We start from the raw sequence: 26345 nt of genomic DNA on the forward strand, positions 1-26345 counted from the left end.
GACCGACCTCTTGTGGTGGAACGACATCTGTAGCTTGGACTCTAAACATCAGACCTCTTCCGAAGGTTTTGATGATGCGCAAATCCTCTGATGCTGAGGTTGCCTGAGGTGATACCATGAACACTAATGTTTTGCATGGTTCGTACTTTTTCGAGGGCACGCTGTAGCTTATCTTCCAGGTTCTTCAGATCTGTGAATGATTGAGCGTAAGCGCTGATATCAGCTTCTTCTTCCGGGGTTGGTGCAGCTTCGCCAAGCAACCACAGCATCTGATTTTCAGCGGAAGTGTATCTTTGCCGTTCTTTCGCTGGCAAGGTTCGTGGATCCTTCGCGTTTCGGAGCTTCACGCTAGGTAGATATGCCGTGTAAGGTAGACGGAGCTGCCTCCAGTTAAAAACCTTTGACTTTATGCGCTTTTCTGGAGATAGGTAACTTCCTACTCCGCTTCCTTCGCTCTCCTTCTGGCTGTTGAGGGAACTCAGCAGAAGCGCAGCTAATGTTGTAGAGCGTTCGTACCGGTGAGCGTTTCCGTCTTCAGACGGAGAAAGCCGAAGGACAAACGCTGGTGAAGACACCAGGTTATTGCCCTCTTGGTCGACGTAGACAGCAGGACCTGGCGCGTCGGTTGTATGCGCGGGGTACACTACAATATCGTACTCTTCGGTCAAGGTAGCTTCATCAGGTAAATTCTGCGAAGTCAAAAAGTGAACCTGCTGAGGCAATTGTCCCATCATGTTGTATCTGCTCAAGGCATACGGATCAAACACGGTGTGCTCACTGTAATTGGGTTCACCAAATCGTAGACAGCCAGTTTCCAGTTTATTGCCGGGAACATACAGGATCCTGCGCTCTTCAATAAGATGTTCTAGAGGAACCTCGTAACTATCACTGCCACGGTAACGTATATTTTCTTCGGGAGCCCGAGGAATAACTGGCCAAGGCTCTAAAGTTGTATCCGCAATATCGTCTAGCATCTCTTGAAGCTGCTGGGGAATACGCAGCATCATCTCATAATCACTGAGCAGGCTACCGCCAGGTGCTTCACGGTACACTTCATGGAATGAAGCATGCTCAAGCTTGTCTGAGCGGACGATGCACCCAATAGTTAGATCTTCTGGATGAATTTCTCCCGTATTCAGGTATGAGAGCACGGTCTGGGCTACTGTATGGGCACGCTGGGTGTTTTTATCCGAGTCAGGTTTATCCTCTGCCAAGGCAGCGTAGGAAAGATCAGCAAGATATACGGAGTTTTGTAGCTGTTCTCCAAGAGTGGGAACGCGGAATACGGCTAGCCCCATTTTAGCTTTGGTGTTGCGTTTAAGCCTGTTATCGCCAAGGTTGATCAAGGCACGTAACCGCATCTTGTGATACGGGTTTTCATGCTCTGTGCTGAGCATTCCGGTGCGTTCATAGGGCACATACCAGGGCTTTGTTTCTTGGGGCAGGCGACGCGAGCCTCCAAATTTACTGAGGATATCGTGTAGTCCAAGCACGACCAGGTTTTCTCCAGGTTGGAGAGTACTTACTTGTTTATCCTCACTGTAGGCATGTGCGAAGATTGTTTCCCATTGTTTGTCTTGCGCTTCATAAAGGTGCCGCAGGTCTGTTAAATCTGTATCTAAGGGAAGAAACAGTAGGTGATCAGAGGGCAGCTTCCCGTTGTAGGGATCTGGCGTTTCTGATCCATGTATTTCGAGAGCGCGCTGCAGTCCTTCGTCGCTCAGCGCAGCAAGCATCAGTTTATAGACGTTAAGTTGCCGCTGCCCGGTATTTTCTGAGGAAGCGCTCGATTCTACACTGAAGGATACATTTTCAGCACGCTCAAAATTGTGGGCAAGAGCTACAGAGGCAAATTCGTATGTACTGTTCACGCCATGGACCAGAAGTTCTCGGCGGTTACCAAGTATTTCTTCCAGATAAAGCAGAACCTCGTGGTTGGGGACGGTGTGATGCTGATCGCGGTGAGAGATTTTCTCTCGAACAGCCTGTATTTCTGCAAATTTATGGTTCTGCTCCATATACTCTTCGGCTACAGCGAAGGCGTAAGCACAGGTAAGACGCATACAATCTTGAGGCGTCAGCAGAGTATTGCGTGGTTGTGCATGGATGAGGGTTTCGCACCCCTGTTCTAAAACAGGAACCACAATATCCATAATCAGTGGGCGTTGCTCTTCAGGAAAAGCCTCAATAATAAGCCAAGTGGGTGGTTCTCGATGTACACGAATAGAGTTTTGGGAATAAGGTTCTGTTTCTGATGCTTTGAGCTCAAAGCTAGTTTGTGGACGCTGAACGTAAGCGGTTTCAAGGATATGAAGTGGGTTTTCGACCGTTTGCTCAAGCGGGGTGTACAGCATAACAAGAGAACTCAGGAGCTCAATAACCCCTACCGGATCAGCGGTGTTGGTAAACTCGGCGAGAAACCGTTCACGAAGCAAATTGCAGGTGAATTCTTCGGGACTTGATGTTTTAGTGCGGTTCTTACCTGTGGAGTTTCCATGATCGTCAAGACCAAGCATAATACCGAAGGCAAGACCTAAGTCGATCTCGTTCTCGGCGGTAAGTGCAGGGGCAAGTTCTTTCTTCGTGAGCTTTTTAATGGCTGCTTCGCTCACACTCGCTGCGGCAGCCAACCGAGCACGGCTGAGGGAGAAGCCCGATACAAGAGCGCGAAGGTCCTCCATATATCTCCTGCAAAAATTTATATTTCAACAAAATATGCTGTGGTGATGAGATTTTCTCTGGTTTTGATTATCGCAAAATTCTGGAGGAAATGTACATAAACCATGCTGTGCCCAGCAGAGATGCTGGAGGATGACGGATTTGGTGGCGAGGTCCTTAAAACATGTATACGGTGAGAATATGCTCATTTTTGGGGCAAATAAAAAAGCTCGAGAAAGGAAAGATCGATGTCTACTGGAGCATTCGTCGTCACAGCCGCCTCAGACCGGGTCAAGAAGGCAATTCCTAGTGTGGGTACGTTATTTACTCTTATCACAGCATTACTTGCCTGGTGCGTAATTCTTGAAGGCTCGGACTATTCTTTTCTACCAGTACTTGATGGAATTCTCCGCTATCTACACGTTAATGTCGACTGGTACAGCATGGTTAAGGGGTTTGCGCAGTTACAAGGAGTAGCAGTCTTCTCATCTATTACGCTTCTTATTGGGACCAGTAATCTAGCTAAAATCGATGTCTGGGAGAAGCAGTCTTCTTATTCTTCGACCTGGATTGTACTAAGCCTCACGCTGCTAGCTTTACGAGGAACTTCATGGGTTGAGTGGCTTGGAATCTTGATTGTTACAGCAGCAATATTAGTAGGTTTTCTAATTCGAGACATGGTACGCCATCGTCAGTATCTACTTGAACCCACCGTCGGAGTAAGTTTCAGTGTCTTTGCGCTTTGTCTTATAGTACTTGTCTTGGGTTTCCCACTAATTTTCTTGTGGAATGTGGTATCTGCGTCTGTTGTACGACACGTACCCCAAGATTTAGATCAGGATAGTACCCCTCAACCTTCGGGAGCGATCTACTAACGAGCATTGAATCTTATCTGATGGGCTTTCACCGCGTACCGGTCGGTGAAAGCCCATCAGATTGATCCGCCAAGATACCTCATCATCTCGAAAGGATCGCAGTACTTTACCCCATGGGCATGGCAGGCGTCTGGTATCAGAATTCGTTTCCTAGACTCTGGTGCAGGTTGCTCAAGAGTTACCACCGTGTAGTCATGTGCTTTGGCAAAAGCAACAATTGAACTATCGGCGACACTCAGAAATTCATTTTTAGCCGTTTGTTTGTATTGTTCTTTGTTCTGCGCCCAGTCAGCGACTTCTCTGAAAGTTCCTATACTTTCCTGCGTTAAAGGTTTAAAATATTTTTCCCTTTCCTTGGCCCATTGCGCAAGTTCATCCTTGCCAGCAATGAGCTCTTTATAAACGGGAAGAATACTGATGATCCGGCCCTGTTGAGCGATCTCATTGTGGAGCCATCTCCAATAACTGGGGACTATATCGTGTGCATAATATCTGCGGTGAGCTTCTACTAAGACATTAGTGTCAAGGAGAAAAATAGTATCGGAAGACACGTTACGCTTCCCTTACCTTCTGCGCGAGCTTCTCGTAGGTTTCTGTTTTGGGTACACCAAGTAGGCGGTGCGCTTCCGTATAGGTGGTGCGCCCACTGGCAGCGTCGGCAAAAACTGCATTTGCGAACCGTTTACCTAGAGCATAGATTTTTGTGCGGTAATAGTCACCTCCGCCAGAGGTTATACCGCTCTCTTGTGCATGAGCAATAGCTTGTTCACTCATGGGCTCATATAACTCGGTATACTTATTCCACGTTATAAGCTTTTCATTTAGCAAACTATTGAGGATCGTCAAGACGCTGACGCAGAAATGCGATGCCAGTTTCTCTATCGAGTCCTCTGTTATCTCATCCCCGTCGCCGGGTAATGCTCGTACTTTTTTGCGTATCTCTGCAGGAGGAACTAAAAAATGTGCAGCAAAAGAGTCACACCAGCGTTCGTTGTGAGCCTGTTGCTCTGCATGCTGCTGATGCACCTCTTCGCCGCCGGAGACAGATACTCCGCTCTCCCCTAGCAGAAGATGCCCCAGCTCATGTAATAACGTAAAGATTTGGGCGTTTTTAGTGTCTCGACCGTTAACGAAAATAGTGGGTGCATAGTCATTGGAGAGAGAAAATCCACTAAACTCATTCGGATCATAGGGGCGGTGAGTGTTGGAACCTACGACTCCGGCAACACTGATGAGAAAACCGTTTTCTTCCAATAGTTCTATAATTGCTTTGCGTGCCTCGGCTCCAGAGCGCACCGTCCCAGGAGTGTACCCGAAATCATAACGAATACGGTCGGCTACCTGTTCGGGGTTGCTCGCTAAAGTTTCAGATCCCACATATTCATTCGCTTCTAAGCCACGCGCAATAGCATAGTCACGGTACCAGTTTTGCCGCCGTTGCTGTTCCAGGATGGTTTCGGTTAGCTCAGCAGAGTATTTCTCTGGTGCGGAACCACGGAACCGAAAATCGGCGAGAGGTTTCTCTTCAGCAGGAGGCTCAGAGAGGAAGAGCATGCCGAAGGGAACATGGGTCTTCTGAGCAAACTTCGTGAGCTGGCTAATGGTTGGCTGACTATCTTGTCTGAGCCATTCAGAAACACGTAGCTTGTCAAAAGCCTTTTCAGTCTCGGACATGTCAGCACGGTCAAGCGCCCAGCGAAGCACACTCGGCTCTACAGGAACTTTAACACTCACCGCTTCCCTCCTCTCTTCTATAGTTTAACTGGTTTTACGGTTCAGCTAAGCGTTATGACAACAAGTTTCCCAAAAGTTATTTTAGAAGTAGGTTTAGAATTTTAATACATTGCGATAACATCTACTATCATGACAGGCCCTTTAATATATTCAGGATGATCAGTATCTGAAGTTTTTTCAACGATAAGAGGGTTCTTAATTAAACTATCAGGTATGCCACCAGCCAATAAAGTTTTTCGAAATATATCATTAAATCCTGGCATAATCCACGCGTCAGTACCCTTACCGTTTCCATTCCCAGGAACCAACAATTTAACTACACCAAATACAGTAAACTGATCTTCCATGTTGACTGATTCTTGAGTATCAAGAAAATTCCCAGGCTTAAAATTGAGATACACGCTCATAATATTCTTGGATGGTATATCAGACACAAACATCTTATAGAGCAAGTTAATATTTGGGAGATCTTCTGCTATTAAATACTTACTAACTACCTTATCAATATCCTTAGAGTCCATACCCAGATTTTGTAAATCCATCAAATTTTTAGTTCTTTTGATGACTGGGTGAAATGCATGCATTAGACGCCCTATCGAGCTTGCAGCAGTTATTAAAGCACTACCCTCCAGTTCCACAAGAGAGCCTTTCTCAATAGGCTGCTCTTCATTCTGAAACATATCATGGGTAAAAACCATATCTTTACTAACTAAGTGCTTGATAATCTTAGTAGATGTAGATTTTCCATCTTTGCTTAGTGAGTACGTTTCCTGGCGTTCAGATTTACTCGAAAGTTCACCACCAGCAGTAAAACCACGAGCTCCAAAACCTGCTTTTCCCCCCTTATCCTTTGTAGTACGTTCCACAACTTCATAGCTGAGCTTTACATCCATATCAATATCTTCAGCAATAGTATTGAGAAAACTACCGTCAAGGTAGGTATAGTTGCGATATACATAGGGTGTTTCCATGATTTTATCTCTCCTTACTACTAGAGTTAACCGATAAGTTTTTTTATCAGTAGATCACGAATAGCTGATAAATATGCATTCTCTGAATACAAGGATTCAATCTGAGATACATAATTATTGTAAATATTAATATTTTTTGGAACGCTAATGTCTTGCATAAGAATATCTACTGGTTTTACTCGTTGATGACTGGCAGACGTTCCTCCTGCCATTCCTTCAAGGTCCTTGTATAAACTTCCTTCAGAACATGAGACCCACAATGCGGCTAGTTCTTCATGTTTTTTTGGAACAAATACTACAAATTCAGTTGATGCATAATTCTTATATCCTTTTTTAGGATATACACACCAAATTCGAGGAGTTCTAGGGTTTAGTTTTGATAGCAATAGGCAAGGTTCAGTGACAAGAAATTTATTACTTTTTATTGACTTTGGATCTTCCAATTTAGGAGTTTTTCCACAGTCATACGCAGGTAAACTATAGTGATATACCATATCTGAAGTAGCGGTAATTGGTAATTCTTGCCTGGTTGATTGAATTAATTTATCAGATATTTTACACGTAACTATAGATTCGTCCTCCCTTACAAGTGCTTTCGTCGTCTCCTCTAATAGTTGAATAAGATGGGTGTTTACTTCTATCTTGTCGTCAAGAGAACCCAAAACACTAGCAATACGATCCTGCTCTTCCAGCGGTGGAAGAATAACCTCAAAATCTTCAATTATTCCTTTTGTCAAAGCATCACGAGTAGAACCATAGCTTAGGCTTAATAACAATTCTTTAAAAGCCATTAGATATTTCTGAAGATACATAGGATTAATTTTTTCCGAATCCGCTCGGATTATACTAACATGTTGATTCACATATGCCACTTCAGGCAGGTTTTTAACATACACAGAACGACCGATTGTAGTATCTCCACTACCGGTTATATTTAGAAGTACATCTCCGATATAGACCTTTACGCTTTTTAGCTTCTGCTCTGCTTCGGCCGGTATGTGTACAGCATCCATAAAGTCTAACTTATTATCTAGAACGTTTTGGGAACGAATTAATATTGCTCCATTTTCGGTGTATGCAGACTTACCGCCACGAGGAGTAGAACCAGAACCGATTTTCGTTGTAACATCCCCCAATTTAACAATTTTCCACCCAGCTGCGCGCTGAGCATCCGTTAGAGTCGCCATTACTTCTCCACTTCTTCAGATCCAAAACCGTCGAGGTTCAAGGACGCTAGTTGCTCTCGAACTACCTGTGCCAGACGTTCAGATTCCGCGAACTGTTCCAATAGCTGTGTCTGCAGATCGGCTATCTGAGCGTTCAATGCCTGAACGTCTTCTGCCCCAACTTTGGCACTGCCCACATAGCGTCCTGGAGTCAGAACATAGTCCTGTTCAGCCACCTGCTCACGTGACGCGCTGAAGCTAAAGCCTAATTCATCATCATAGGGCTGAATCAGTACAGATTCCCCCTCACCCACCAAGGTGCCATCATTGTGATACAACGACTTCACACCACGCCACGCACACCAGGTATTCGCGATCTTCGCAATCTCAGCCTCAGAAAACACGCGTTCCGTACGACTCACCATGTGCCCCATTTTCCGAGCGTCCAAGAACAGAATCTCGCCCGAACGATCCTTCGAGCCGTTCCGCCCTATTTTCTTATCCTTCGACAGAATCCACACGCACGCCGGCGACGTCGTGGTCGTAAACATATTTGGGGGCAGTACCAGCACGGCAGCAACCGCGTCATGTTCAATCATGGCACGGCGAATCTCACCCTGCCCACTGGTCTCAACAGTCAACGTACCATTAGCCATCACCACGGCTGCGTTACCATGCGAGTTCAGCTTCGACCACACATGCTGCAGCCAGCCGTAATTAGCGTTCCCCGCAGGAGGAATGCCAAAGCGCCAACGAGGATCATCCGTGTTACGAGCCCAATCCTTGATATTGAACGGAGGATTCGTCATCACAAAATCAAAAGTTTCATCCGGGTGACGGTCCTCAAAAAATGTGTCACCCCAGCGCGTTCCGACATTCCCATCAATGCCATGAATCGCAAGGTTAAGACGTGCTAGCTGCCAGGTTGTCTGGTTCAGTTCCTGACCATACACATGTAGCTTTGTACGACGACCTTGGTCATCAACCTTAAAGTTGCCACCCGCATGTTCCACAAACACATTTGACTGCACGAACATGCCACCCGAGCCACAGCACGGGTCATACAGCGTGCCGTCCAGCGGCTGAAGAATACCCACCAAAGTATTCACCACCGTGGTTGGGGTATAAAATTCGCCACCTTTGTGACCCTCTTTACGAGCGAACTTTCCCAAAAAATATTCGTACACGAATCCCAGAACGTCCTTCGTTGAGGAGTGCTCAGAATCGCGCACTGCAGAGAAGTTCGTGTTTGAGATCAGGTCAATCACGCTCGCCAGACGGCGCTGGTCTACACCCTCACTGTTATAGATCACGGGCAGCGCACCTCGCAGGTTCTCATTATGATCCATGACCGCGATCATCGCTCGATCTAGAAGCTCCCCAACCGCCCCACTCTTCACCTGCTGAGAAATCGCTGACCAGCGAGCCTCACGGGGCACGTAGAACGCTGCCTTCGCATAATACTCATCCGGGTCTTCTAAAGATTCCAGAAGGTCATCTCCGTCGTATATGTCGCTCAGTTCTTCCTTCAACTGAGCGCGAGTAGCCTCAAATGTGTCGCCTACATACTTCAAGAAAATCAGACCCAAAATAAAATCTCGGTAGTTTGAAGCTGACATAGAACCACGTAGCTTATCCGCCGCCTTCCACAGGTGACCGGCGAGTTCTTTCGACGTGGTTGGCGTAGAGACACCTGGTTTTTTCTTTGTTGAAGATCCTTTTGGACGCCCCGTACGGGTAGAGGTCTTATCTGTGCTGATGCTCTCTAAATCAAGAGCCTGCTGTTCGGCGTGAGCCATGAGGATTTATCCTAACTCTCAAAAAATTCTTACAACACCTAGTGCGTTGCATTGAGATCGCTACCCATGAGGGTAATATCCAAGTGGTTGAAGCAGAGGCGAAAAGTCACGCCACCACTTCACTATTCTACAAACAGTGCACCGAGTGCACCTTACGATTTGTCAACCCTGACAGCACGCAGAACCTATCAGGTATCGATTTACATGCGGCTACCATAAAACTAGTTCTTGACCCACATCTGGTTTTATTGCTGTATTCACTGAAAACCGAGGATTCGAACCAGAACTAGATAACTTTATAGGCTGTGGGTGCACCTTCTGCCTCACTCCCGATTTCTTAGATTTCTTGCCGCTCTGGTTTTTAGGCGGGAACAGATCTCTTGAGGTCAAATGCCACATTGAACAAAAGGGACATCGATAGACTCGTTTTTCTTCACGTTTACTCTTGCGATTCATAGGACTAGCACATCTACTGAGCGCTATCATTGCTGCGAGCCTGTCTGCGTATCCCATCTTGCCAGTTCTACCGCAACGCCCTGTGGGCTTTGCACGGTATGACTTACCAGCTTTCATGCAAAGTTCCCGGCGGATTTTTCCGTTATGGCGACTTTTCCGGCTGTATCTTGCCATCTTTACATCCCCTCTACTTGGATACTTTCGCTTTTGGTGGGGTTAGTTCTTTCGCCGCCCCTTCAAGAAACACACTAGACCCAGCAGAGAACTCGGGAAAGCGCAGAAAAAGTTACCCCCGGGTAACTTTGTTTCCCCTGGAATCACGAGTTTTACACGACGTACCGTAAAAACATCGAGCGGATACCATCATCTAAATCTTCAAGGCTCTGACCGCTCCAGAACCTTGAATGCAGAGGAGTTAATGAAAGATATGAACTGGATTAATATTGCAGAAAGCACAACCGCAACGCTGATCGCCGGTTGGGTTACCGCCCTTGCAGGCGGTATTTACGCAGCAGTCAAAGTTAAACCGACTCGACGTAAAAATGGGGACAATCAGAACGGAGTGCTCAACGTGAATCAAAACATTGGCAATGTCTCCGGAGAAAATAATCAAGTGTTGAATCATCACGGAGATGGATCCGTCGCGCAGGTTTCAGGCGACAATAATCATGTTGACCAGAGTACTAACGTGACTCATCATAACCATAATTCTCCGCAGAAAAACCCCGATGACGACGCGGAAAACATTCTCATGATGGTCGCTATACCTATTCTAGTCGCTGCCCTTTTTCTGGTCTCATGGCCAGTAGTGAATGCTATTTTGGCGGTTGCCTTAGCTATCGTAGCTATTTTGAGTATTACCGTTATTATCGTGGGGAAAAAATCTAAGAAGCTAAAGGATACTGCAACGTCCCGGTTCTTCTGGTTCCCCTTAGAAGTAACTGCACTTTCAGCACCATTAGCCCTATCACTAGTACGCATGAATACTCCGGGAAACCAGTGGAGCTTTGCTAGCATGAGGCAACGCATCTGGGAGAATATTAACGTTGCACAGGGGCAGCACGTTTTAGTAGTAGATATTGTGACATCTATCGGGAAACTCTATGGACCTCAAGGATACTTCGTCGTAATGCTCTACCTGCTGGCAGTCGTGATGATGTCTCTGGCGCTCCTGAAAGCGTTTTTCCCCTTGGTAAATTCATATGCGGTGCTGTACCACCATAAGCCTCGCACTATGAACTCTCGCGAGTATCGCATCAATGCTCTGGTAGTTCTTGTGCCAGGTCTAGTTGCTATTTGGCTTACCCATGATTGGGCGATTACCTGGATTGTTGAATCCTACGCTCGTCTGGCAGGGCACGGTTAGGTCGTCACTAGATACGTCGGTCAGTAGCTTCGTAGGAAGAACTTGCGGGGGCAGAGGTAAAAAGCGGGAGCGTTTTCTTCATTCGGGAGCAGTTTAACTGCTCCCGAATGAAGAAAACGCTCCCGCTTGTCAGACTCCGATATAAGCCGGGCCCGAAGCAACGGATTTACCCACCGCTAGCTGCTAGTCGAGAAGCGCATCCACGAAGCCTTCGGGGTCGAAGGGGGCCAGATCATCCGGGCCTTCGCCGAGCCCCACGAGCTTGACGGGAACACCCAATTCTTCCTGAATAGCCACAACGATGCCGCCCTTTGCGGTGCCGTCAAGCTTGGTGAGCACAATACCGGTCACATCCACGATTTCGCCGAAAACCTTCGCTTGCACCATACCGTTCTGCCCGGTAGTCGCGTCAATTACCAAAAGCACCTCGGTCACGGGCGCTTCCTTCTCAATCACGCGCTTGATCTTGCCGAGCTGATCCATCAACCCAGCCTTATTCTGCAGGCGACCCGCAGTATCGACCAGCACCGTGCCGATACCCTCAGCCTTAGCGGTCTTTACCGCGTCGAAGGCAACAGAGGCAGGATCAGCACCTTCCTTTTCGCTGCGCACGGTCTTCACGCCCACACGGTCGCCCCAAGTCGTCAGCTGTTCGGAAGCCGCAGCGCGGAAGGTATCAGCCGCGCCCAGCAGAAGCGAATTTCCGTCCGCAACCATCACGCGGGCGATCTTACCGACCGTCGTGGTCTTCCCTACCCCGTTCACGCCGACCACAAGCACCACGCCGGGATTACCGTCGGTGCCCTCGGTCTTTAGCTCACGATCCATTGTGGGACCAATAATCTCAAGAAGCTCTTCATGAAGCATCTTCTTCACGGCGGCGGGGTTATCGGTTCCCTCCACACGCACCCGTTTCTGAAGCGCCTCCACTAGGCGAGTGGTCGGCTCAGCCCCCAAATCAGCCATGAGTAGAGTCTCTTCGACCTCATCCCAGACATCCTGATCGATGCGATCTCGTGAGAGCAGAGCCAAAAGCCCCTTGCCCAGCATGTTGTTCGACCGCGCCAAACGGGCACGCAGCCGCACCAGACGCCCCGCCGAAGGATCAGGAATATCGTAACGGGAGGCTGGTTGCTCGGTCTCTTCCGATGTGTCTTCCGTCTGCGTATCATCAGCATCACGTGTGCTCGGATACCCGCCACGCGGCGCTTTAGCACCGCGTGTAAAGGCGAAAATAACGCCAGCAATCACTAATACACCCAGCACAACTGCCAGGATTATCCACATTGATTCATTCACACTACTAGCTTACCGGCTGGTATGAAGATGAAAAGGGGGCTTGTGAAGGAAAATCCGTTCTGCAGCGCACTTCCGCATAAAATGACTCTTCGCTCAGGCGTTTCATGGCAGGCAAGGAATATACAAAATTCTCCTGCCTGACGATTCTTATGAAGAGTAGACTAGTGAGAGCGAGCGGTATCAGGCAAGATTCTGATGCGCTCCCCCTAACCAACACGCACGGCAGCTTCGCTGCCAGGGTGGTTCTACCGCCAAATACTCAGAAAGAGTTATGACCCCGCACGAACACAACGCACAGTCCCAAGGCTCCTCCCCCGCAGAAACTCAGCAGGATACCGGGAAGAACGAACCTTCCAATACCGGCAGCACGCAGCAATGCACACCGGACTACATGAGTGCAGCAACCGGTGCGATCCCTATCGTCAGCCCCGGAGCGGATGCCATCGCATCCGCAACTATTGAGGATGAGAGCGGCAGGCGCATCCAGCTCACGAAGGCTGACGAAGCTGAAGGTGCACCGCCTGAAACCCCCGCAAAAACTCGTATTCCTACCGGGTTGAAGGTACTCATTGCCGCATCTTTTATGATCGCGCTCGGGTACGGACTCGTAGCACCTGTACTCCCTAGTTTTGCGCGTAGCTTTAACGTGGGAGTAGCGGCAACAACGATTGTGGTCTCGGCATTGGCAGCCATGCGGTTAGTCTTCGCACCGGGGGCGGGCAAGCTCATCTCACGGTTTGGTGAGCGCCCTATCTACACCTGCGGCATGGTTATTGTGGCGGTTTCGTCCTTCGTAAATGCCGCTGCCTGGGATTACTGGGTGCTGCTGGCTTCGCGCGCATTCGCAGGTATTGGTTCGGTCATGTTCACGGTTTCTGCGATGGGTCTTCTGGTGCGTTTAGCACCTTCGCATATGCGCGGGCGGGTTTCGGGATACTACGCTACCGCATTCCTGCTCGGGAACATTATGGGACCGGTCGTCGGCGGTGCGCTCAGCGGCTTGGGGATGCGCCTGCCATTTGCCCTCTACGGCTGCTCTCTGCTGGTAGCTGGGGCTATCGTCTGGTTCATGATGCCTCCTGCCGATCAGATTGATGCCGAACGTGAGGCATATAGTCTTCCCACCCAGCATGATACTGGCTCCAACGCGTCCCCCGATACTAACGATGCTTCTGCAACCGATGTACCGGCTTCGGGCAAGGAATCACCCCGGCAGAAACCCCCTATGCCAGCCACGATGACCGTTCGGCAAGCACTCAAATTTACGAACTATCGATCGGCGCTTTTCACGAACTTTACGATCGGCTGGGCTGTTTTAGGCATACAGTCTTCTTTGATTCCTCTGCTCGCGGCGTATTTGGCGACGGGCGGCGATGCGTCTAGGGCACCGGAGGGAACCGTCCTTGCCTCTACGGTGATGGCGGTCGGTTCGTTAGCAAATGCTCTTACCCAAACCGTTTCGGGGCGTCTATCAGACAACTTGGGGCGGCGCATCATGATTTTTATCGGTTTGCTTATCGCCGGAACCGCCATTTCGACTATTGGTATTTCTTCGGCGCCTTGGATGCTTGTGGCTCTCATCGTGGGTATGGGTGCTGGTGCCGCACTGATCACGCCCTCGCTGCAAGCCTCTGTTGCCGATGTGATCGGTAGCAAACGCGATGGAGCACCCGTGCTTGCAACTTTCCAAATGCATAGTGATTTCGGCATGATTCTGGGCCCGCTTCTCGCCGGTACTGTTGCCGATACGTGGGGCTTCACACCTGCATTCATGCTCTGCGGAGGTTTGCTCCTGGCAGCTTCACTCACCTGGCTACCGTTCCGTACTCCACACTGGCCCCGCGAACTGGCGGATAAGAACTATACCGGAAGGTAGGGGAACATTCACAAAATACTGTGGGCTAAGAACATCTTCGAGCATTCTTAGCCCACAGTATTTTATTTTGCGCTTAGAAAACGTTAGAGCAGCTCGCGCAGCTCATCCATATTTTGTGAGATTACAGTCGAAACGCCGTTGCGCATCGAAACGCCGTAAAGGGTTTGTGCAATCTGCATCGTACGTTTTTGGTGGGTTATCACGATGAGCTGCGAGCGCTCCCCTAGTTCTTGCAGTACTGTGAGGACTCGCCCTAGGTTGCGGTCGTCAAGGGCTGCTTCTACCTCATCAAGGGCATAAAACGGTGAGGGGCTTGCCATAAAGATGGCGATTAACAACGCCAGGGATGCGAGCGATCGTTCCCCTCCGGAAAGAAGCGAGAGACGTTTGACTTTTTTGCCAGCCGGACGGGCATAAATATCTACGCCTGAGTTAAGAATATCGTCAGGGTCGGAGAGCTCTAGGCGACCTTCACCTCCGGGGAAAAGTATGCCGAAGATACGTTCATAATGCTCGTTTACGGTGTTGAATGCCTGCGTGAAAACTTCGGCAATGTGGGTGGTGACTTCGTCCATGACGGTCATGACATCGCCGCGAGATTTTTTGAGGTCAGCGATTTGTTCTCGCAGGTAGGTGTGTCGTTCGCTAAGCGCTTCGTATTCTTCGAGGGCGAGGGGGTTGATTTTGCCGAGCTTTTCGAGTTCGCGTTCGGTGGCGGCAAGCCGTGTTTGAATGGTCTCGGTGGGTACGTAATCTTCGGCGTTTTCGTCTGGGTTGGGGTGTGTCTGCAGAATTTCGTCGAGAGGCAGCTGGGTCAGAAGCCGTGAGCGTTCTGCCAAAGTCTCACGACGGGTGTCGAGGCGTGCGAGTTCGGTTTCGGCGCGCGAGATGAGGGCGAGGGCTGCTTGGTGGGCCGTTGCAAGGTCTTGTTCTTCGGTGTAGGTTTCGGCACGTTGTTCGGCGGTTTTGCTCATGCTATGAGCGATTTCGTCAAGACAATTTTTCCAGGTTTCTGCTTCAGTGGCTAGAGCATCAGCTAGCGCGTGAGCTTGGCGCTGTTGTGAACGTGCTGCGGTAGCTAGGCGATGCGCTTGCTCGCGCGCTGCCTGCGCTGCGGTAAGAGCACGTTCTGCACGGCTATAAACCTCCCGGGTGCGTTCCATTGAGGCTTCTGCAGCATGCATTTCGGCGACTCGTTGTGCAGCTTCGGCCTGGACGCGGGCATGGTGCTGTTCTGCCTTATGCAGTGTTTTGCGTGCCTGCGCGAGAGAGCCTTCGAGATCGGCAGGGTTATCCGGGGTACCATCGGCTTCGGCCTCTGCACTATGCGTTATACGAGCTTCTTCATGGGCGGTCAGCTCGTCGCGTGTCTGTTGGTATGCGCTCTGAAGTTCCTGTGCTTCATCTGCGGCATGGTGCAGTTTTTCGGCAGCGCGCGCGATCTCGGCATGCAGACTTTCGGATCGGCTTAGGATGCGCGCATGCTCAGCCTCGGCGCGGGCGCGGGCGGCACGGGATTCACCTAGAAGTTTGGCGGTGCTGCGTTCCGCATCGAGTGCATCGGTGAGAGTTCGTTCGGCGGCCGTAAGCTTTTTCTTGGCACGGTTGAGTTTTTCTAGAGCTTTTTCGGCGTCGTCACAGGCGGCCTGCGCGGCGGCGGCAAGTTCGAGGGCACTCTGTTCGTGTGCCGGGTGCAGAACACTGTAGGCGGTGTATTCGATTCCCTGCCTGTCGTAAACACGGTAAGCGCCGGCGGTAAGTGCTAAGGCAGCTGCGGGCGCATCCTGCACAAAGTAAACTCCGTGCAGGCGTGCGTAGAGTGCCGCGTTAAGAGCTGTGCGGGCAGATTTATCGAGTAAATTCTCTGCCGAGTCTGTGACAGGAGTAATGACTGTAAGCGCCGCTACGGCATCTGGCACATCTGAAAGATCCAGAGTTTTTTCCGCTAATTCTTCTGTCTTTCGAGATGGCTTCTTAGTCTTCGCTGTTTTCTTCCCAGCATCAGAGATAAGACGAGAAATATGGGTGTCTTGCGGGGCGTTAATTGCCGCCGATGCAAAGGCAGCCAGTGCGGCAGAGGCGGCGCGCTCCCAGCCTTTCTCGATGGTAAGAACCTCAAAAACACGCACGAGCTGATCGAGATGTACTTCCGAGAGATTGCCAGCTATATCTAGGCTTTGCCCAAGGGCTTCTCGCAGAGTTGCGGCGCGTTCATGGGCGCCAGCGTATGTTTGGGAGGCCTCTAATACCCGGGCACTGGCCTTTTCACGGGTTTCTTCGGCTTTAGTTCGTGCACTAGCGGCAGCGGTGAGATCCCGCTGGTGAGTTTCTTCTTCCGCTGCCGCCGTCTGCAGGGCAGCCTCTGAGTGCGCTACGGTCTTAGCCATACGCGCAGATTCGGCGGTCAAGTCTTCGTGTTCAGCACGGCGGGTCTCTTCCACGGCACAAGCGCGTTCATAGGTGGCGCGTGCCACGGCGGTAGCTTCAGCAAGTTCGGCACGGCGTTCCCTAGCGCGGTCACGCTCAACCTCGCGTTTAGCACGAGTGTTTTCCAATGTGGCGAGAGCGCTTGTAAGTTCCTGTACTCGACGTTCAGACTCCTGAGCCTCCGTCTGCGCTTTTTCGTACTCAACAGCCGCGCTGTCACGATTTTTTTCATCCTCTGCAAGACGTTGTGCACAGCGCTCAACTTCCTGCCGATAGTCTTCAAGAGCAGGAGCGTTTTCTTCCGCTTGGGCACGCTCAGCCGCTACCGCAATTACCGCGTTAACCCGTGCCACAAGCTCGCGGATGCGCGCTAGATGAGCGTTCGCCTCCGTTTGCTCGCGGCGGGTTGATTCAAGATTCTCGTCGAGGGTTTTTCGCCGCGTCCGTATTTTTTCGCGGCTTTCATCGAGTTCATGCGCCTGCTCAATCGTATCGCTAAGTCGCCGGGTCTGTTCCTGTACTTGGGCGTTGAGCGCATGGGTTTCTCGGGTGATTAGTATGCCGTGCAGTTCGCGGATGCGCGCTTGCAGTTCGCGCGCGGTTGCCGCAGACTCTGCTTGATCCCCAAGCGGTTCCAACTGGTTGCTGAGCTCGGCAGCCAAGTCGTTCAGGCGGGTCAGATTAGCACTCATGGCCTCAAGTTTGCGGGCGGTTTTATCCTGGCGGCGGCGGTATTTTAGGATTCCGGCGGCCTCTTCCATAATTTCGCGGCGTTCGGCGGCAGAGGCGTGCAAAATTTTATCGAGCTGACCCTGTCCGATAAGCACGTGCATCTCACGCCCCATTCCAGCTTCCGCGAGAATATCATGCACATCGGACAGACGAGCAGGCGAACCATTAATCTCATATTCGCTGCCACCGGCACGGAACATAGTACGTGAGATTTCGACAGTGTCGGCGGGTATCGACAGCGCACCATCTGTATTATCTAGGCGCAAAACAACTTGGGCACGCCCTAATTGGGATTTTCCGCTGTTTTCGGCTCCACTCGTACCAGAACCCGCAAAAATAACATCCTGCATGGAACCACCGCGCAGAGTTTTTGCCCCCTGCTCCCCCATAACCCAGGCGAGCGCATCCATAATATTTGATTTTCCCGAGCCGTTAGGGCCTACCACCGCGTTAATGCCGGGTGCGAATTCAAATGTGGTGGACGATGCGAAAGACTTGAAGCCGCGTAGGGTGAGCGAAGTCAGGTGCACGGATTGCCTTTCATCGGGTGGAAACCGCGCCGGGGTTTTAGCAGGCGCAGAGTAGTTCTATTGTACTCAGATGCATCATCAGCGTTCCGGGCATGAAACGAGCTTATCCAGATTTTAAGGACGCACAACGGACGTTGCCCGGCTTTAGGAAAGTTTGCATCCTGAACTGCCGGGAAGCGTCGGCTTCCAGTTGAAGGTCTTAAGCGATAGGTGAACGAATATTCCGTATCTCGAAGCCGCCAAGGGCCGCACAATAACTTTACGCCTTGATATTCTAGGGATGTCTGCCATGCGGCGCACGGAGTCATGAATGCGGAATTTCGGACTTTAGGGCGCGGGTACGGTAGATTTAACTAAGTCGACGATGCGGGGAGCGTACCAGCGCCTCCGCTATTTCTTCGTTGCACCCATCATAGACGTACCTCCCTGTAAAGGTCATACAGATTGTCCGAACACACTGCAGCCGCGACTTCTGACGCAGATAAGCCCGGCGTAAATTCTGATATCCGGCATCGTAACGCTGCTTTACTTTCTATCGCGCATGAACTTCCTCCCCGTGTAGTTACAAGCTCATATTTTGACGAACAATTGTCCAACACCTATAAGCGTCTGAAGATGCCTAAGGGGTTACTGGAGCGTCTGGCGGGTATTAGCGAACGTCGTGGCTGGGCTGAGGGCCAAACTTTTGAAGATGGTGCCGTTGCTGCAGCAGAGAAAGCGCTTCAAGCTGCGAAGGTTGACCGGGACCAAGTGGGGCTGCTCATTAATGCTTCTGTAACCCGCGACAATTTTGAACCCGCAGTATCTGTGGGTATTCATGACCGCCTTAATCTGCCTCGTCACGCCCTAAACTTCGATATTACGAACGCCTGCCTAGGGTTTGTAAACGCTATGACTGTGGCGTCTACGATGATCGATTCCGGTGCCATTGACTACGCTCTCGTTGTTGCCGGTGAAGATCCTTCCCCATGGCATCGTACCGCCCTGCGGATTTTGAGCCAGCCTCATACATCTCGTGAGGATGTGCTCGCCCAGTTTGCTACCCTCACCCTCGGCTCGGGTGCGGCGGCGGCGGTACTCGGTAAGGCAGATGCGCATCCCGAAGGGCACCGCATCATCGGTTCGGTATCGCGTGCGGGAACTGAGCATCGTAATCTGTGTATTGGCGGTGAAGCTGATCAGGGCATGAATACTGATGCCGCTGGTCTTCTTGAGCATGGTCTGCAGCTGGTAGCTCAGGCTTGGGAACAAGCTCATGAGGACGGTTGGGAGTGGAGCAATATGGATTCCTATGTGACTCACCAGATTTCTAATGCTCACACCAACGCTATTATCGAAGCCGTGGGAATTAAACGCGACCGTATTCCGCTGACTTTCCCCGTTTGGGGTAACGTAGCGGCAGCGGCACTGCCCATGACTCTTGCGGAATGCGCCCCCACCTATAAAAAAGGTGACCGTATTCTATGCATGGGTGTGGGTTCCGGTTTGAATACTGCGCTCATGGAAATCGACTGGTAATGTGAATTAGTATCGTCTCATCGCGTGGGAGCCTCGGCAGGTGCGGGGCTCCTCACTGTATCGGTACATAGCCCCACGTCAAGGTACTCTGAATATCACCGGCGACGAGCCGTCGCAACAGCAAGGACAGTATATGCGCCACCTTAACTTCCCGAAGACCCAACCACCATATAACCCACACGAGTGGACGGGCGTTGATCCTCGCTACTCGCACATGCTTGAGGTACCTACCACCGCCCCGATTGAGCTGCGGGCCGCCCAAGCGCAGGCACGACGGTGGCATTACCTCGACAATACTCCAGCGCTTCAGGAACATGGGCTTGACCCTATCGGCACGATCCTGTGCGTACACGGCAACCCCACCTGGTCGTATCTGTGGCGTACCATACTCGATGCCGGCGTGAACAGTACAGCGCCGTGGCGCGTTATCGCTGTCGACCAGCTCGATATGGGGTACTCCGAACGCACTCACCTCGATCTGGAGGACGAACGGCGCTCTCTTGAAGACCGCATAGCAGACCTGGGTGACTTTACCCGTACACTTGGGCTGGATACAACCGATAAACCGGTGGTGACCCTCGCCCATGACTGGGGTGGTTTAATCTCGCTGGGCTGGGCGATTGAACACCAAAATATTCTTTCAGGCGTCATGCTCACGAACACGGCTGTATATCACGATGGTGTTGAGCGCATCCCGGCGGCGCTGCGCCTAGCTTTGGGGGTTCACAAGCTGGGTACACGAGACTCTACAGCTTTTCTAGACGTTACTCTGGGGCTGGTACAGAACCAGGGCCGGGTGCCCTCCGAAGGTGAGCCAGGCTCTTCGGAACGGGCTCTAGCCGGGCCACAGGAATCCCAACCGCGTGCGCTTTACCCCAGCAAACTTCACGAGGGGATTCGCCGCACCTATCGGGCACCCTATGCGCATCCGGCGTGGCGCGAAGGTATCCGCAATTTTGTGGGCGATATTCCCACGGGAACCGATATAGCCTCATACGCTCATATGGTGCGCATTGCGGAAGGTGTTCGGGATTTGAAGGTTCCCGCGTTCTTCCAGTGGGGTACTAAAGACCCGGTTTTTCAGCGGCGCTACCTCTTCGATCTGATGGATCGTTTTCCCCAGGCCAAGGTGCACCGCTACGAAAAGGCATCGCACCTAGTTGCCGAAGATGAAGATATTGCCGCCCCTATCTTTGCTTGGCTGGGGCAGAACTTTGGCACGCTCGTTGAGGGTTATCTAGAGAAGCCGGTCAACGCAGAGGCACAGCATCGTGAGGCGCGGCGAGCTTTGGACGAACGTATTCGGAATCTGAAAACTTCCGAAGAAGAAGCACACGAAGAATTCCGTCCGATGATAGCGGCGTTGAACGAACGCGCGCAGGACACCTCACTCGCAATTGTAGATATGGACTCCGCAGGCGATGGCACCCAGGTTGCAGCACAGCTTACGTGGCAGCAGCTCGCAACGCATGTGGATGCGGCGGCGGCGCGCCTGCACGCCCTAGGGGTACGTCCCGGTGACCGTGTGAATCTGATGGTGCCACCTGGGTCACGCCTGACAGCGCTTATTTATGCGTGCCTTAAACTGGGTGCGGTTATTGTGGTGGCGGATACCGGTTTGGGGCTTACGGGTCTTACGCGCGCGCTCAAGGGCGCCAACCCGCAATTTATCGTGGGCATTCCCGCCGCTCTCGCCGCCGCACGATCCCTGTTGTGGCCCGGGCACCGCATTTCCGTAGAACCGCTCGGTAAGTTCCAGGATCGGGTGCTCGGTGTAGAAGGTTCTGTCTTTGAGTCCGTTCACAAACGTGCGGCACGTTCTAAAACATCCGAAAACACACTCAGCGCCCCTATTGCCACTCCTGCGGTTATCGAGTTCCCCGGCCCCGATCCGGATGCGGATGCCGCTGTCCTGTACACTTCCGGCTCAACCGGCCCCGCAAAGGGTGTTGTGTACACCCAGCGCCAGCTGGCGGGTATGCGCGATGCCATCGTCAACACCTACGGGTTCAAATCCGGGTCAGGTCTGGTGGCTGGATTCGCGCCCTTCGCACTCCTAGGCCCGGCGCTGGGCGCTACGAGTGTTACCCCGAAGATGGACGTGACCAAGCCCAAGACGCTCACCGCAACCGCGTTAGCCTCCGCGACCGAGGCGATTGGCGCATCCACCGTCTTCGCCTCCCCTGCGGCACTCGTGAACGTGGTGGCAAGCGCCTCCGAACTCACTGATTCGCAGCGCGCAGCCCTAGCGGAGGTCACCACCGTGCTGTCGGCTGGGGCGCCTATTCCTGTTCCCCTGCTTGACGAACTCTCGAAGCTGGTGCCTCATGCCTCACTGCACACCCCTTATGGCATGACCGAGGGACTGCCGGTTACCGATGTATCTTTGGATATGATTCGCCAGGCACTAGCTGAGGGAACCCCGAATGCCGAGGGCGATATTCTTGATCCTTTTGCACGAGACGGGGTATGTGTAGGGTACGCGGTATATGGTGCGGCGGTGGCGATTGCTCCTTTGCAGGAGGATGGAACCGTAGCTTCGGAGATGACTCACGAACCGGGTGTGACCGGTGAGATTTTGGTATCGGCTCCCCATGTAAAAGACCGTTACGATACCCTCTGGGTGACCGAAGAAAAATCGATTTCAACCCCTGGTTGGCATCACACCGGCGATGTGGGGCATCTGGATGCTGCCGGTCGTCTCTGGGTTGAGGGGCGCTTAGCGCATGTCCTTTTGACTGCCCAAGGTGTGCTGACCCCGGTTGCCGCTGAGCAGTCCGCTGAGACCTTGGATGCAGTTCGCCGTGCCGCACTGGTCTCGGTCGGTCCTGCAGGCACAGCCGCACCCGTGCTCGTCATTGAGGCCGCCAACCGTAAACTCAAGCAGGGTCAGGCACCCTTCGAGCTGAGCCGACAGATCCGCGAGCGCGTTCAGGATGATACGGGTATCGAGTTGGCGGCTGTGTTGGTTATCAAGGAGCATCCGACCGATATTCGCCATAACTCGAAGATTGATAGGCCTGCCCTTGGCGAGTGGGCTTCAAAGGTACTTGCGGGTGCTTAGTTCTTAAGATAGCGGTGAGAGGATACACAGGGGATCCGCCTGATACTGTTCTCCCGTTGTGTTTTCGCATGTAGATTCTTGAAGATCAGGAGAAACCTGAATTTTGGAGGCTTTTATGGCTACCCCGGCTCCTTTAGCGGCTCGGTATACCGACCCTGCGCCGCGGTCTTTGCGTCCCGTCGATGAATCGTATTTTGCTGCCCGTAGCGGCGAACGTGTGCTTATTACCGGTGCAAGCGGCATGCTCGGTCGTGAAACCGCCATCGCGCTGTTGCGTGCCGGGTATGATGTGCGCGTATTCCAGCGCAGTGATGCGGGTATTGCAGCGCTACTGCCAGATACGATACGCCCTCGTTTCGAGCAGGTTCGCGGTTCTCTTAATAATGCTGAGGTTATTGAGCAGGCTCTTGTGGGAGTGGACGGCATTGTACATGCCGCTGCGAAAGTCTCGGTTTCGGGCGATTGGGAGGATTACGAGCGTACCAATATTGTGGGCACGCAGGCTCTTCTGGATGCCGCTATAGAGCGTTCGATTTCTAAGTTTTTGTATGTATCTTCTCCTTCGGTTGCTCATGCCGGAACGGCTCTCATCGGCGAGGGGAACGGGGCGGCGTCCCCCGAGCATGCTCGTGGAAACTATGCTCGTTCTAAGGCGACGGCAGAGCTTGCGGTTTTGGCGGCGAACGGCACAAAACTCGCCTCGGGCTCTACCATGCGCGTGGGGGCGTTACGACCGCACCTGATTTGGGGACCGGGCGATACTCAGTTGGTGGAGCGTATCCTAGATAGGGCTCGGTCCGGGCGGCTGCCCCTACTTTCCGGGGGCACAGGTCTGATCGATACGCTCTATATTGATAACGCGGCAGATGCGCTGGTACGCGGTTATGAGCGCCTAGAGTCGATAGCCGGGCGCGCGCTGGTGGTCACAAATGGTCAGCCCCGCACGATTGCTGAGCTGATGAGTGGTTTCTGCACGGCGGTTGGGGTTCCTGCGCCGCGTTTCTCGGTTCCCGCGCCAGCGGCGGCTTTTGCGGGGCGTTTGATCGAAAAGGTGTGGGGTCGTCTGCCGAAGTCGGTAACAGCCGGGGATGAGCCTCCCATGACCGAATTTTTGGCAGAGCAGCTTTCAACGGCGCACTGGTTCGATCAGAGGCTCACCCGCGAACTTTTACAGTGGGAGCCCGCTGTTACGATCGACGAGGGGTACCGTCGTCTGGGTCTTTTTTACGGGGATAAATATTCGCGTTCCTCTTCAGCCGTGTAGGAAAAACATTAGCTGATTTTTAGCCCGCGCGGGCTGCGTTGGCAGTGCGGACAGCGGTATGAGGAACGGTTCATAAATGGTTCACGCACAATAATGCTGGTGCGCCCGGCCTCTAAGCACCGTCGACAGGGTTCTCCGGCGCGACCGTAAGCGTTCAAGGACCTGTCAAAATAACCGGATTGTCCGTTGACGTTCACATAGAGCGCATCGAAACTGGTCCCGCCCGCATGGAGCGCTTCGGTCAGTACCTGGTGTACGGCGGCGAATAGCTCCCGGGTTTGGGTGGCGCTGAGAGATTTTGCAGGTTTTGCGTAGTGTATTCTGGCACGCCAGAGCGCCTCATCCGCATAAATATTTCCGATCCCAGAAACCACGGACTGGTCCAGAAGCAGGCGTTTAATGCCGCTGGAAGTGCGTAGCATGATGCGGCGAATCTTTGCCACATCAAAGGATGGATCTACCGGGTCACGCCCAATATGCTCAACAGCTTCAGGAACCAAGAACTCTTCCGATATTTCTTCCGCACCAGCGGGCGAAGTGCCCGCAGGAATATCGGGAACTAGATTTGAGAGGAACATTCCACCAAAGATACGCTGGTCGACAAACCGTAATTCAGTGGCTTTATTGGTACTCTCACCATCGGCGGGTTCGAGTTCAAGTACGATTTTGAGGTGCTTCTCAGCGGGGAATTCTGGAGTCTTCACGAGTAGCTGCCCGCTCATCCCCAGATGAATAACAAGCGCGTACGGCAGTAACGTGTCATCGCTGTCGCCACGCTTCGGGAAAGGTTCGTCTTCGGGTGCAGAGAGTGTCAGCCACATATACTTGCCGCGCCTATATGCCCCGCGAATACGGGTTCTTTCTAAACACGTCGTAAAATCCACAGAACCTCCGATATGGCGGCGAATAGAGCGTTCATCGAGAATGCGTACCCGCTCGATTACACAATCGACAGCATGATGATGCACACCCTCACGCACAGTCTCAACCTCGGGTAGCTCCGGCATCTCTCCCCTTCACAGCGTCATGAACTCGCCACTCGACGCAAAAGATAGTTTCTCCCGCCGGGCGGCGCAAACTTATTTTTAGACTAGTATGCGATACGCAGCTTCTGCGGCAAGACGCTCCGCTTCCTTCTTGCTAGGTCCGCTTCCGGTACCCGCGGTCTGCTTTGCCACGATAGCGCGGGCAGTATACACGCGAGCATGGTCGGGGCCTTCTGCTTCGATCTCGTAGGTTACATCTCCCCAAGACCGCGAGGTTACCAGCGTCTGCAGATCGGTTTTCCAGTCGCGTCCGGAATTGAGAATTTGTTCGTCTTCTAGCATGGGCGCAATCAACCGCAGAACGAGCTCACGGGCGGCTTCCCGCCCCAAGCTGATGTACGTTGCTCCAAAGATAGCTTCCATGGTGTCGGCAAGAATCGAATCTTTATCGGCACCTCCCGTAAGCCTTTCCCCCTTACCTAGACGGATATGCTTACCCAGCTCTAGTTTACGGGCGGCTATTGCCAAAGCGGGAGCCGAAACCACCACATGGTGCAGTTTCACGAGCTCACCTTCGGGAAGTTCGGGGTAGCGGCGGTACACCTCCTCAGCAATGGCAAGAGAAAGTACAGAATCCCCCAGGAACTCTAGGCGTTCATTATGCTCTACTCCGGGGTTTTCAAAAGCGTAGGAACGGTGGGTGAGAGACAGCAAAAACGTCTCGGCGTCAATATCGACACCGAGACGTTCAAGCAACTCCCCAGCTTCGCTAGGAATGTTAGTCATCAGGAATACTCGCGTGATTAAGCGTCGGCGACCTTACGGCCCTTGTATTCCAGGAACAGGGCGTTGCCTGCAGCGTCGGTTACAACCTTTGCCTGGTGAGGCAGGCTGTAAGTCACGCGACCGTTTTCAACAGTCTTAACCAGCGGCGGCACAGATGCCTTCCACTGGGAACGACGCGCGCGGGTGTTAGCGCGGGACATCTTGCGCTTGGGAACAGCCACAGCTATCTCTCATTCTCTCGTAACAACAATTTAGTTTTCGGTATCCTCGCTCAGCAAGCCCTGTAGGGCTGACCAGCGCGGATCCAACACCTCGTGATGATGCCCGGGGTCTTCCTCCAGGCGCGCTCCGCATTCAGAGCACAGTCCCTGGCAGGTTTCCCGGCAGACGGGCTGGAACGGCAGTTGAAGGATTACTGCATCCCGCAGTGCCGGCTCAAGGTCAATAGATTCACCTTCAACGGCATACTGCTCATCGTCTTCGTCTTCGGGGCCGCCAGAGGGGGCCTTCTCGAAAACAAAAAGCTCTTGTATGTTGGTCGACATTTCGTAATCAATCGGATCCAAACATAGGCTACACTCGCCGTGTACATCCACTACGGTTGTGCCGCTTACCAGGATACCATCTACTACCGACTCCAGCCGAATGTTCAGGTCCATGTCGGTGCCTTCTTGTACACCAATCAGGGCATTACCCATCTCAGCGGGTGCCTGTACAACCTCGTCGAGGGTTTCCATAGATCCGGGACGGTGCACCAGATTTTTGACTGACACCACCAAATCAGAGGAGTTTTGAGGTGAAATGGCATATCTCCTTATACAAAATGCTTAAACCAAAG

18 protein-coding genes are annotated in these 26345 nt (G+C 52.1%); 6 read left to right on the plus strand and 12 right to left on the minus strand.

Annotation, left to right across the window (positions count from 1 at the left end; genetic code table 11):
* Nucleotides 1–41: 41 nt before the first annotated feature.
* Nucleotides 42–2681 (minus strand): hypothetical protein, encoded by a 2640-nt coding sequence (locus tag HMPREF2958_RS05200; RefSeq protein ID WP_070697122.1) that lies wholly within the window; start codon nucleotides 2679–2681, stop codon nucleotides 42–44.
* A 225-nt stretch (nucleotides 2682–2906) separates the two neighbouring features.
* Here HMPREF2958_RS05200 and HMPREF2958_RS05205 point away from each other — a divergent pair, with 225 nt between their 5' ends.
* Nucleotides 2907–3533, plus strand: a complete 627-nt coding sequence (locus tag HMPREF2958_RS05205; RefSeq protein ID WP_070697124.1) for a hypothetical protein — start codon at nucleotides 2907–2909, stop codon at nucleotides 3531–3533.
* Nucleotides 3534–3589: 56 nt separating this feature from the next.
* Here the strand turns inward: HMPREF2958_RS05205 and HMPREF2958_RS05210 are convergent, their stop codons facing one another.
* The 5 genes from HMPREF2958_RS05210 to HMPREF2958_RS05230 all read right to left on the minus strand — a co-directional run bounded on the left by HMPREF2958_RS05210 (nucleotide 3590) and on the right by HMPREF2958_RS05230 (nucleotide 9203).
* Nucleotides 3590–4084, minus strand: coding sequence for a DUF4411 family protein (locus HMPREF2958_RS05210; protein WP_246828041.1), 495 nt, complete (start codon nucleotides 4082–4084; stop codon nucleotides 3590–3592).
* Nucleotide 4085: 1 nt separating this feature from the next.
* Nucleotides 4086–5267, minus strand: coding sequence for an ImmA/IrrE family metallo-endopeptidase (locus tag HMPREF2958_RS05215; RefSeq protein WP_070697126.1), 1182 nt, complete (start codon nucleotides 5265–5267; stop codon nucleotides 4086–4088).
* Nucleotides 5268–5368: 101 nt separating this feature from the next.
* Entirely contained in the window at nucleotides 5369–6238 is an 870-nt protein-coding gene (locus HMPREF2958_RS05220) for a DUF6414 family protein (RefSeq protein WP_070697127.1), read from the minus strand.
* A 26-nt stretch (nucleotides 6239–6264) separates the two neighbouring features.
* The gene (locus HMPREF2958_RS05225) at nucleotides 6265–7425 is read right to left on the minus strand and encodes a restriction endonuclease subunit S (protein WP_070697129.1); all 1161 of its coding nucleotides are present in this window, start codon (nucleotides 7423–7425) and stop codon (nucleotides 6265–6267) included.
* Nucleotides 7425–9203 carry a type I restriction-modification system subunit M gene (locus HMPREF2958_RS05230; RefSeq protein WP_083313704.1) on the minus strand — a complete coding sequence of 593 codons (1779 nt, stop codon included), beginning with the start codon at nucleotides 9201–9203 and terminating at the stop codon, nucleotides 7425–7427. The genes HMPREF2958_RS05225 and HMPREF2958_RS05230 overlap by 1 nt, the downstream gene beginning before the upstream one ends.
* Before the next feature lie 874 nt (nucleotides 9204–10077).
* Between HMPREF2958_RS05230 and HMPREF2958_RS05240 the strand changes: the two genes are divergently transcribed.
* Nucleotides 10078–11025, plus strand: a complete 948-nt coding sequence (locus HMPREF2958_RS05240) for a hypothetical protein (protein ID WP_070697133.1) — start codon at nucleotides 10078–10080, stop codon at nucleotides 11023–11025.
* 183 nt (nucleotides 11026–11208) lie between these two features.
* Here the strand turns inward: HMPREF2958_RS05240 and ftsY are convergent, their stop codons facing one another.
* On the minus strand, nucleotides 11209–12324 hold the full coding sequence (ftsY, locus tag HMPREF2958_RS05245) for a signal recognition particle-docking protein FtsY (protein WP_080974371.1): 1116 nt from the start codon (nucleotides 12322–12324) through the stop codon (nucleotides 11209–11211).
* Nucleotides 12325–12595: 271 nt separating this feature from the next.
* Between ftsY and HMPREF2958_RS05250 the strand changes: the two genes are divergently transcribed.
* The gene (locus tag HMPREF2958_RS05250; RefSeq protein ID WP_246828042.1) at nucleotides 12596–14200 is read left to right on the plus strand and encodes an MFS transporter; all 1605 of its coding nucleotides are present in this window, start codon (nucleotides 12596–12598) and stop codon (nucleotides 14198–14200) included.
* A gap of 83 nt (nucleotides 14201–14283) precedes the next feature.
* Here HMPREF2958_RS05250 and smc read toward each other — a convergent pair whose 3' ends face one another.
* Nucleotides 14284–17889, minus strand: a complete 3606-nt coding sequence (smc, locus tag HMPREF2958_RS05255) for a chromosome segregation protein SMC (RefSeq protein WP_070697135.1) — start codon at nucleotides 17887–17889, stop codon at nucleotides 14284–14286.
* 444 nt (nucleotides 17890–18333) lie between these two features.
* Here smc and HMPREF2958_RS05260 point away from each other — a divergent pair, with 444 nt between their 5' ends.
* The 3 genes from HMPREF2958_RS05260 (at nucleotide 18334) to HMPREF2958_RS05270 (ending at nucleotide 23735) form a co-directional block, all read left to right on the plus strand.
* Nucleotides 18334–19407 (plus strand): 3-oxoacyl-ACP synthase III, encoded by a 1074-nt coding sequence (locus tag HMPREF2958_RS05260; RefSeq protein WP_070697137.1) that lies wholly within the window; start codon nucleotides 18334–18336, stop codon nucleotides 19405–19407.
* A gap of 133 nt (nucleotides 19408–19540) precedes the next feature.
* Nucleotides 19541–22471 (plus strand): alpha/beta fold hydrolase, encoded by a 2931-nt coding sequence (locus tag HMPREF2958_RS05265; RefSeq protein ID WP_070697139.1) that lies wholly within the window; start codon nucleotides 19541–19543, stop codon nucleotides 22469–22471.
* A 115-nt stretch (nucleotides 22472–22586) separates the two neighbouring features.
* Nucleotides 22587–23735 carry an NAD-dependent epimerase/dehydratase family protein gene (locus HMPREF2958_RS05270; RefSeq protein WP_070697140.1) on the plus strand — a complete coding sequence of 383 codons (1149 nt, stop codon included), beginning with the start codon at nucleotides 22587–22589 and terminating at the stop codon, nucleotides 23733–23735.
* A gap of 8 nt (nucleotides 23736–23743) precedes the next feature.
* Here the strand turns inward: HMPREF2958_RS05270 and mutM are convergent, their stop codons facing one another.
* From mutM to HMPREF2958_RS05290, 4 genes are all read right to left on the minus strand, one after another.
* Entirely contained in the window at nucleotides 23744–24742 is a 999-nt protein-coding gene (gene mutM / locus HMPREF2958_RS05275; RefSeq protein WP_070697142.1) for a bifunctional DNA-formamidopyrimidine glycosylase/DNA-(apurinic or apyrimidinic site) lyase, read from the minus strand.
* Between the two features lie 78 nt (nucleotides 24743–24820).
* On the minus strand, nucleotides 24821–25507 hold the full coding sequence (rnc, locus tag HMPREF2958_RS05280; protein WP_070697144.1) for a ribonuclease III: 687 nt from the start codon (nucleotides 25505–25507) through the stop codon (nucleotides 24821–24823).
* Nucleotides 25508–25524: 17 nt separating this feature from the next.
* On the minus strand, nucleotides 25525–25728 hold the full coding sequence (rpmF, locus tag HMPREF2958_RS05285; protein ID WP_004004885.1) for a 50S ribosomal protein L32: 204 nt from the start codon (nucleotides 25726–25728) through the stop codon (nucleotides 25525–25527).
* A 30-nt stretch (nucleotides 25729–25758) separates the two neighbouring features.
* Nucleotides 25759–26286 carry a YceD family protein gene (locus HMPREF2958_RS05290; protein ID WP_004004887.1) on the minus strand — a complete coding sequence of 176 codons (528 nt, stop codon included), beginning with the start codon at nucleotides 26284–26286 and terminating at the stop codon, nucleotides 25759–25761.
* Nucleotides 26287–26345: the final 59 nt, after the last annotated feature.

Source organism: Rothia sp. HMSC036D11 (assembly GCF_001814205.1).
Lineage (GTDB): Bacteria > Actinomycetota > Actinomycetes > Actinomycetales > Micrococcaceae > Rothia > Rothia dentocariosa.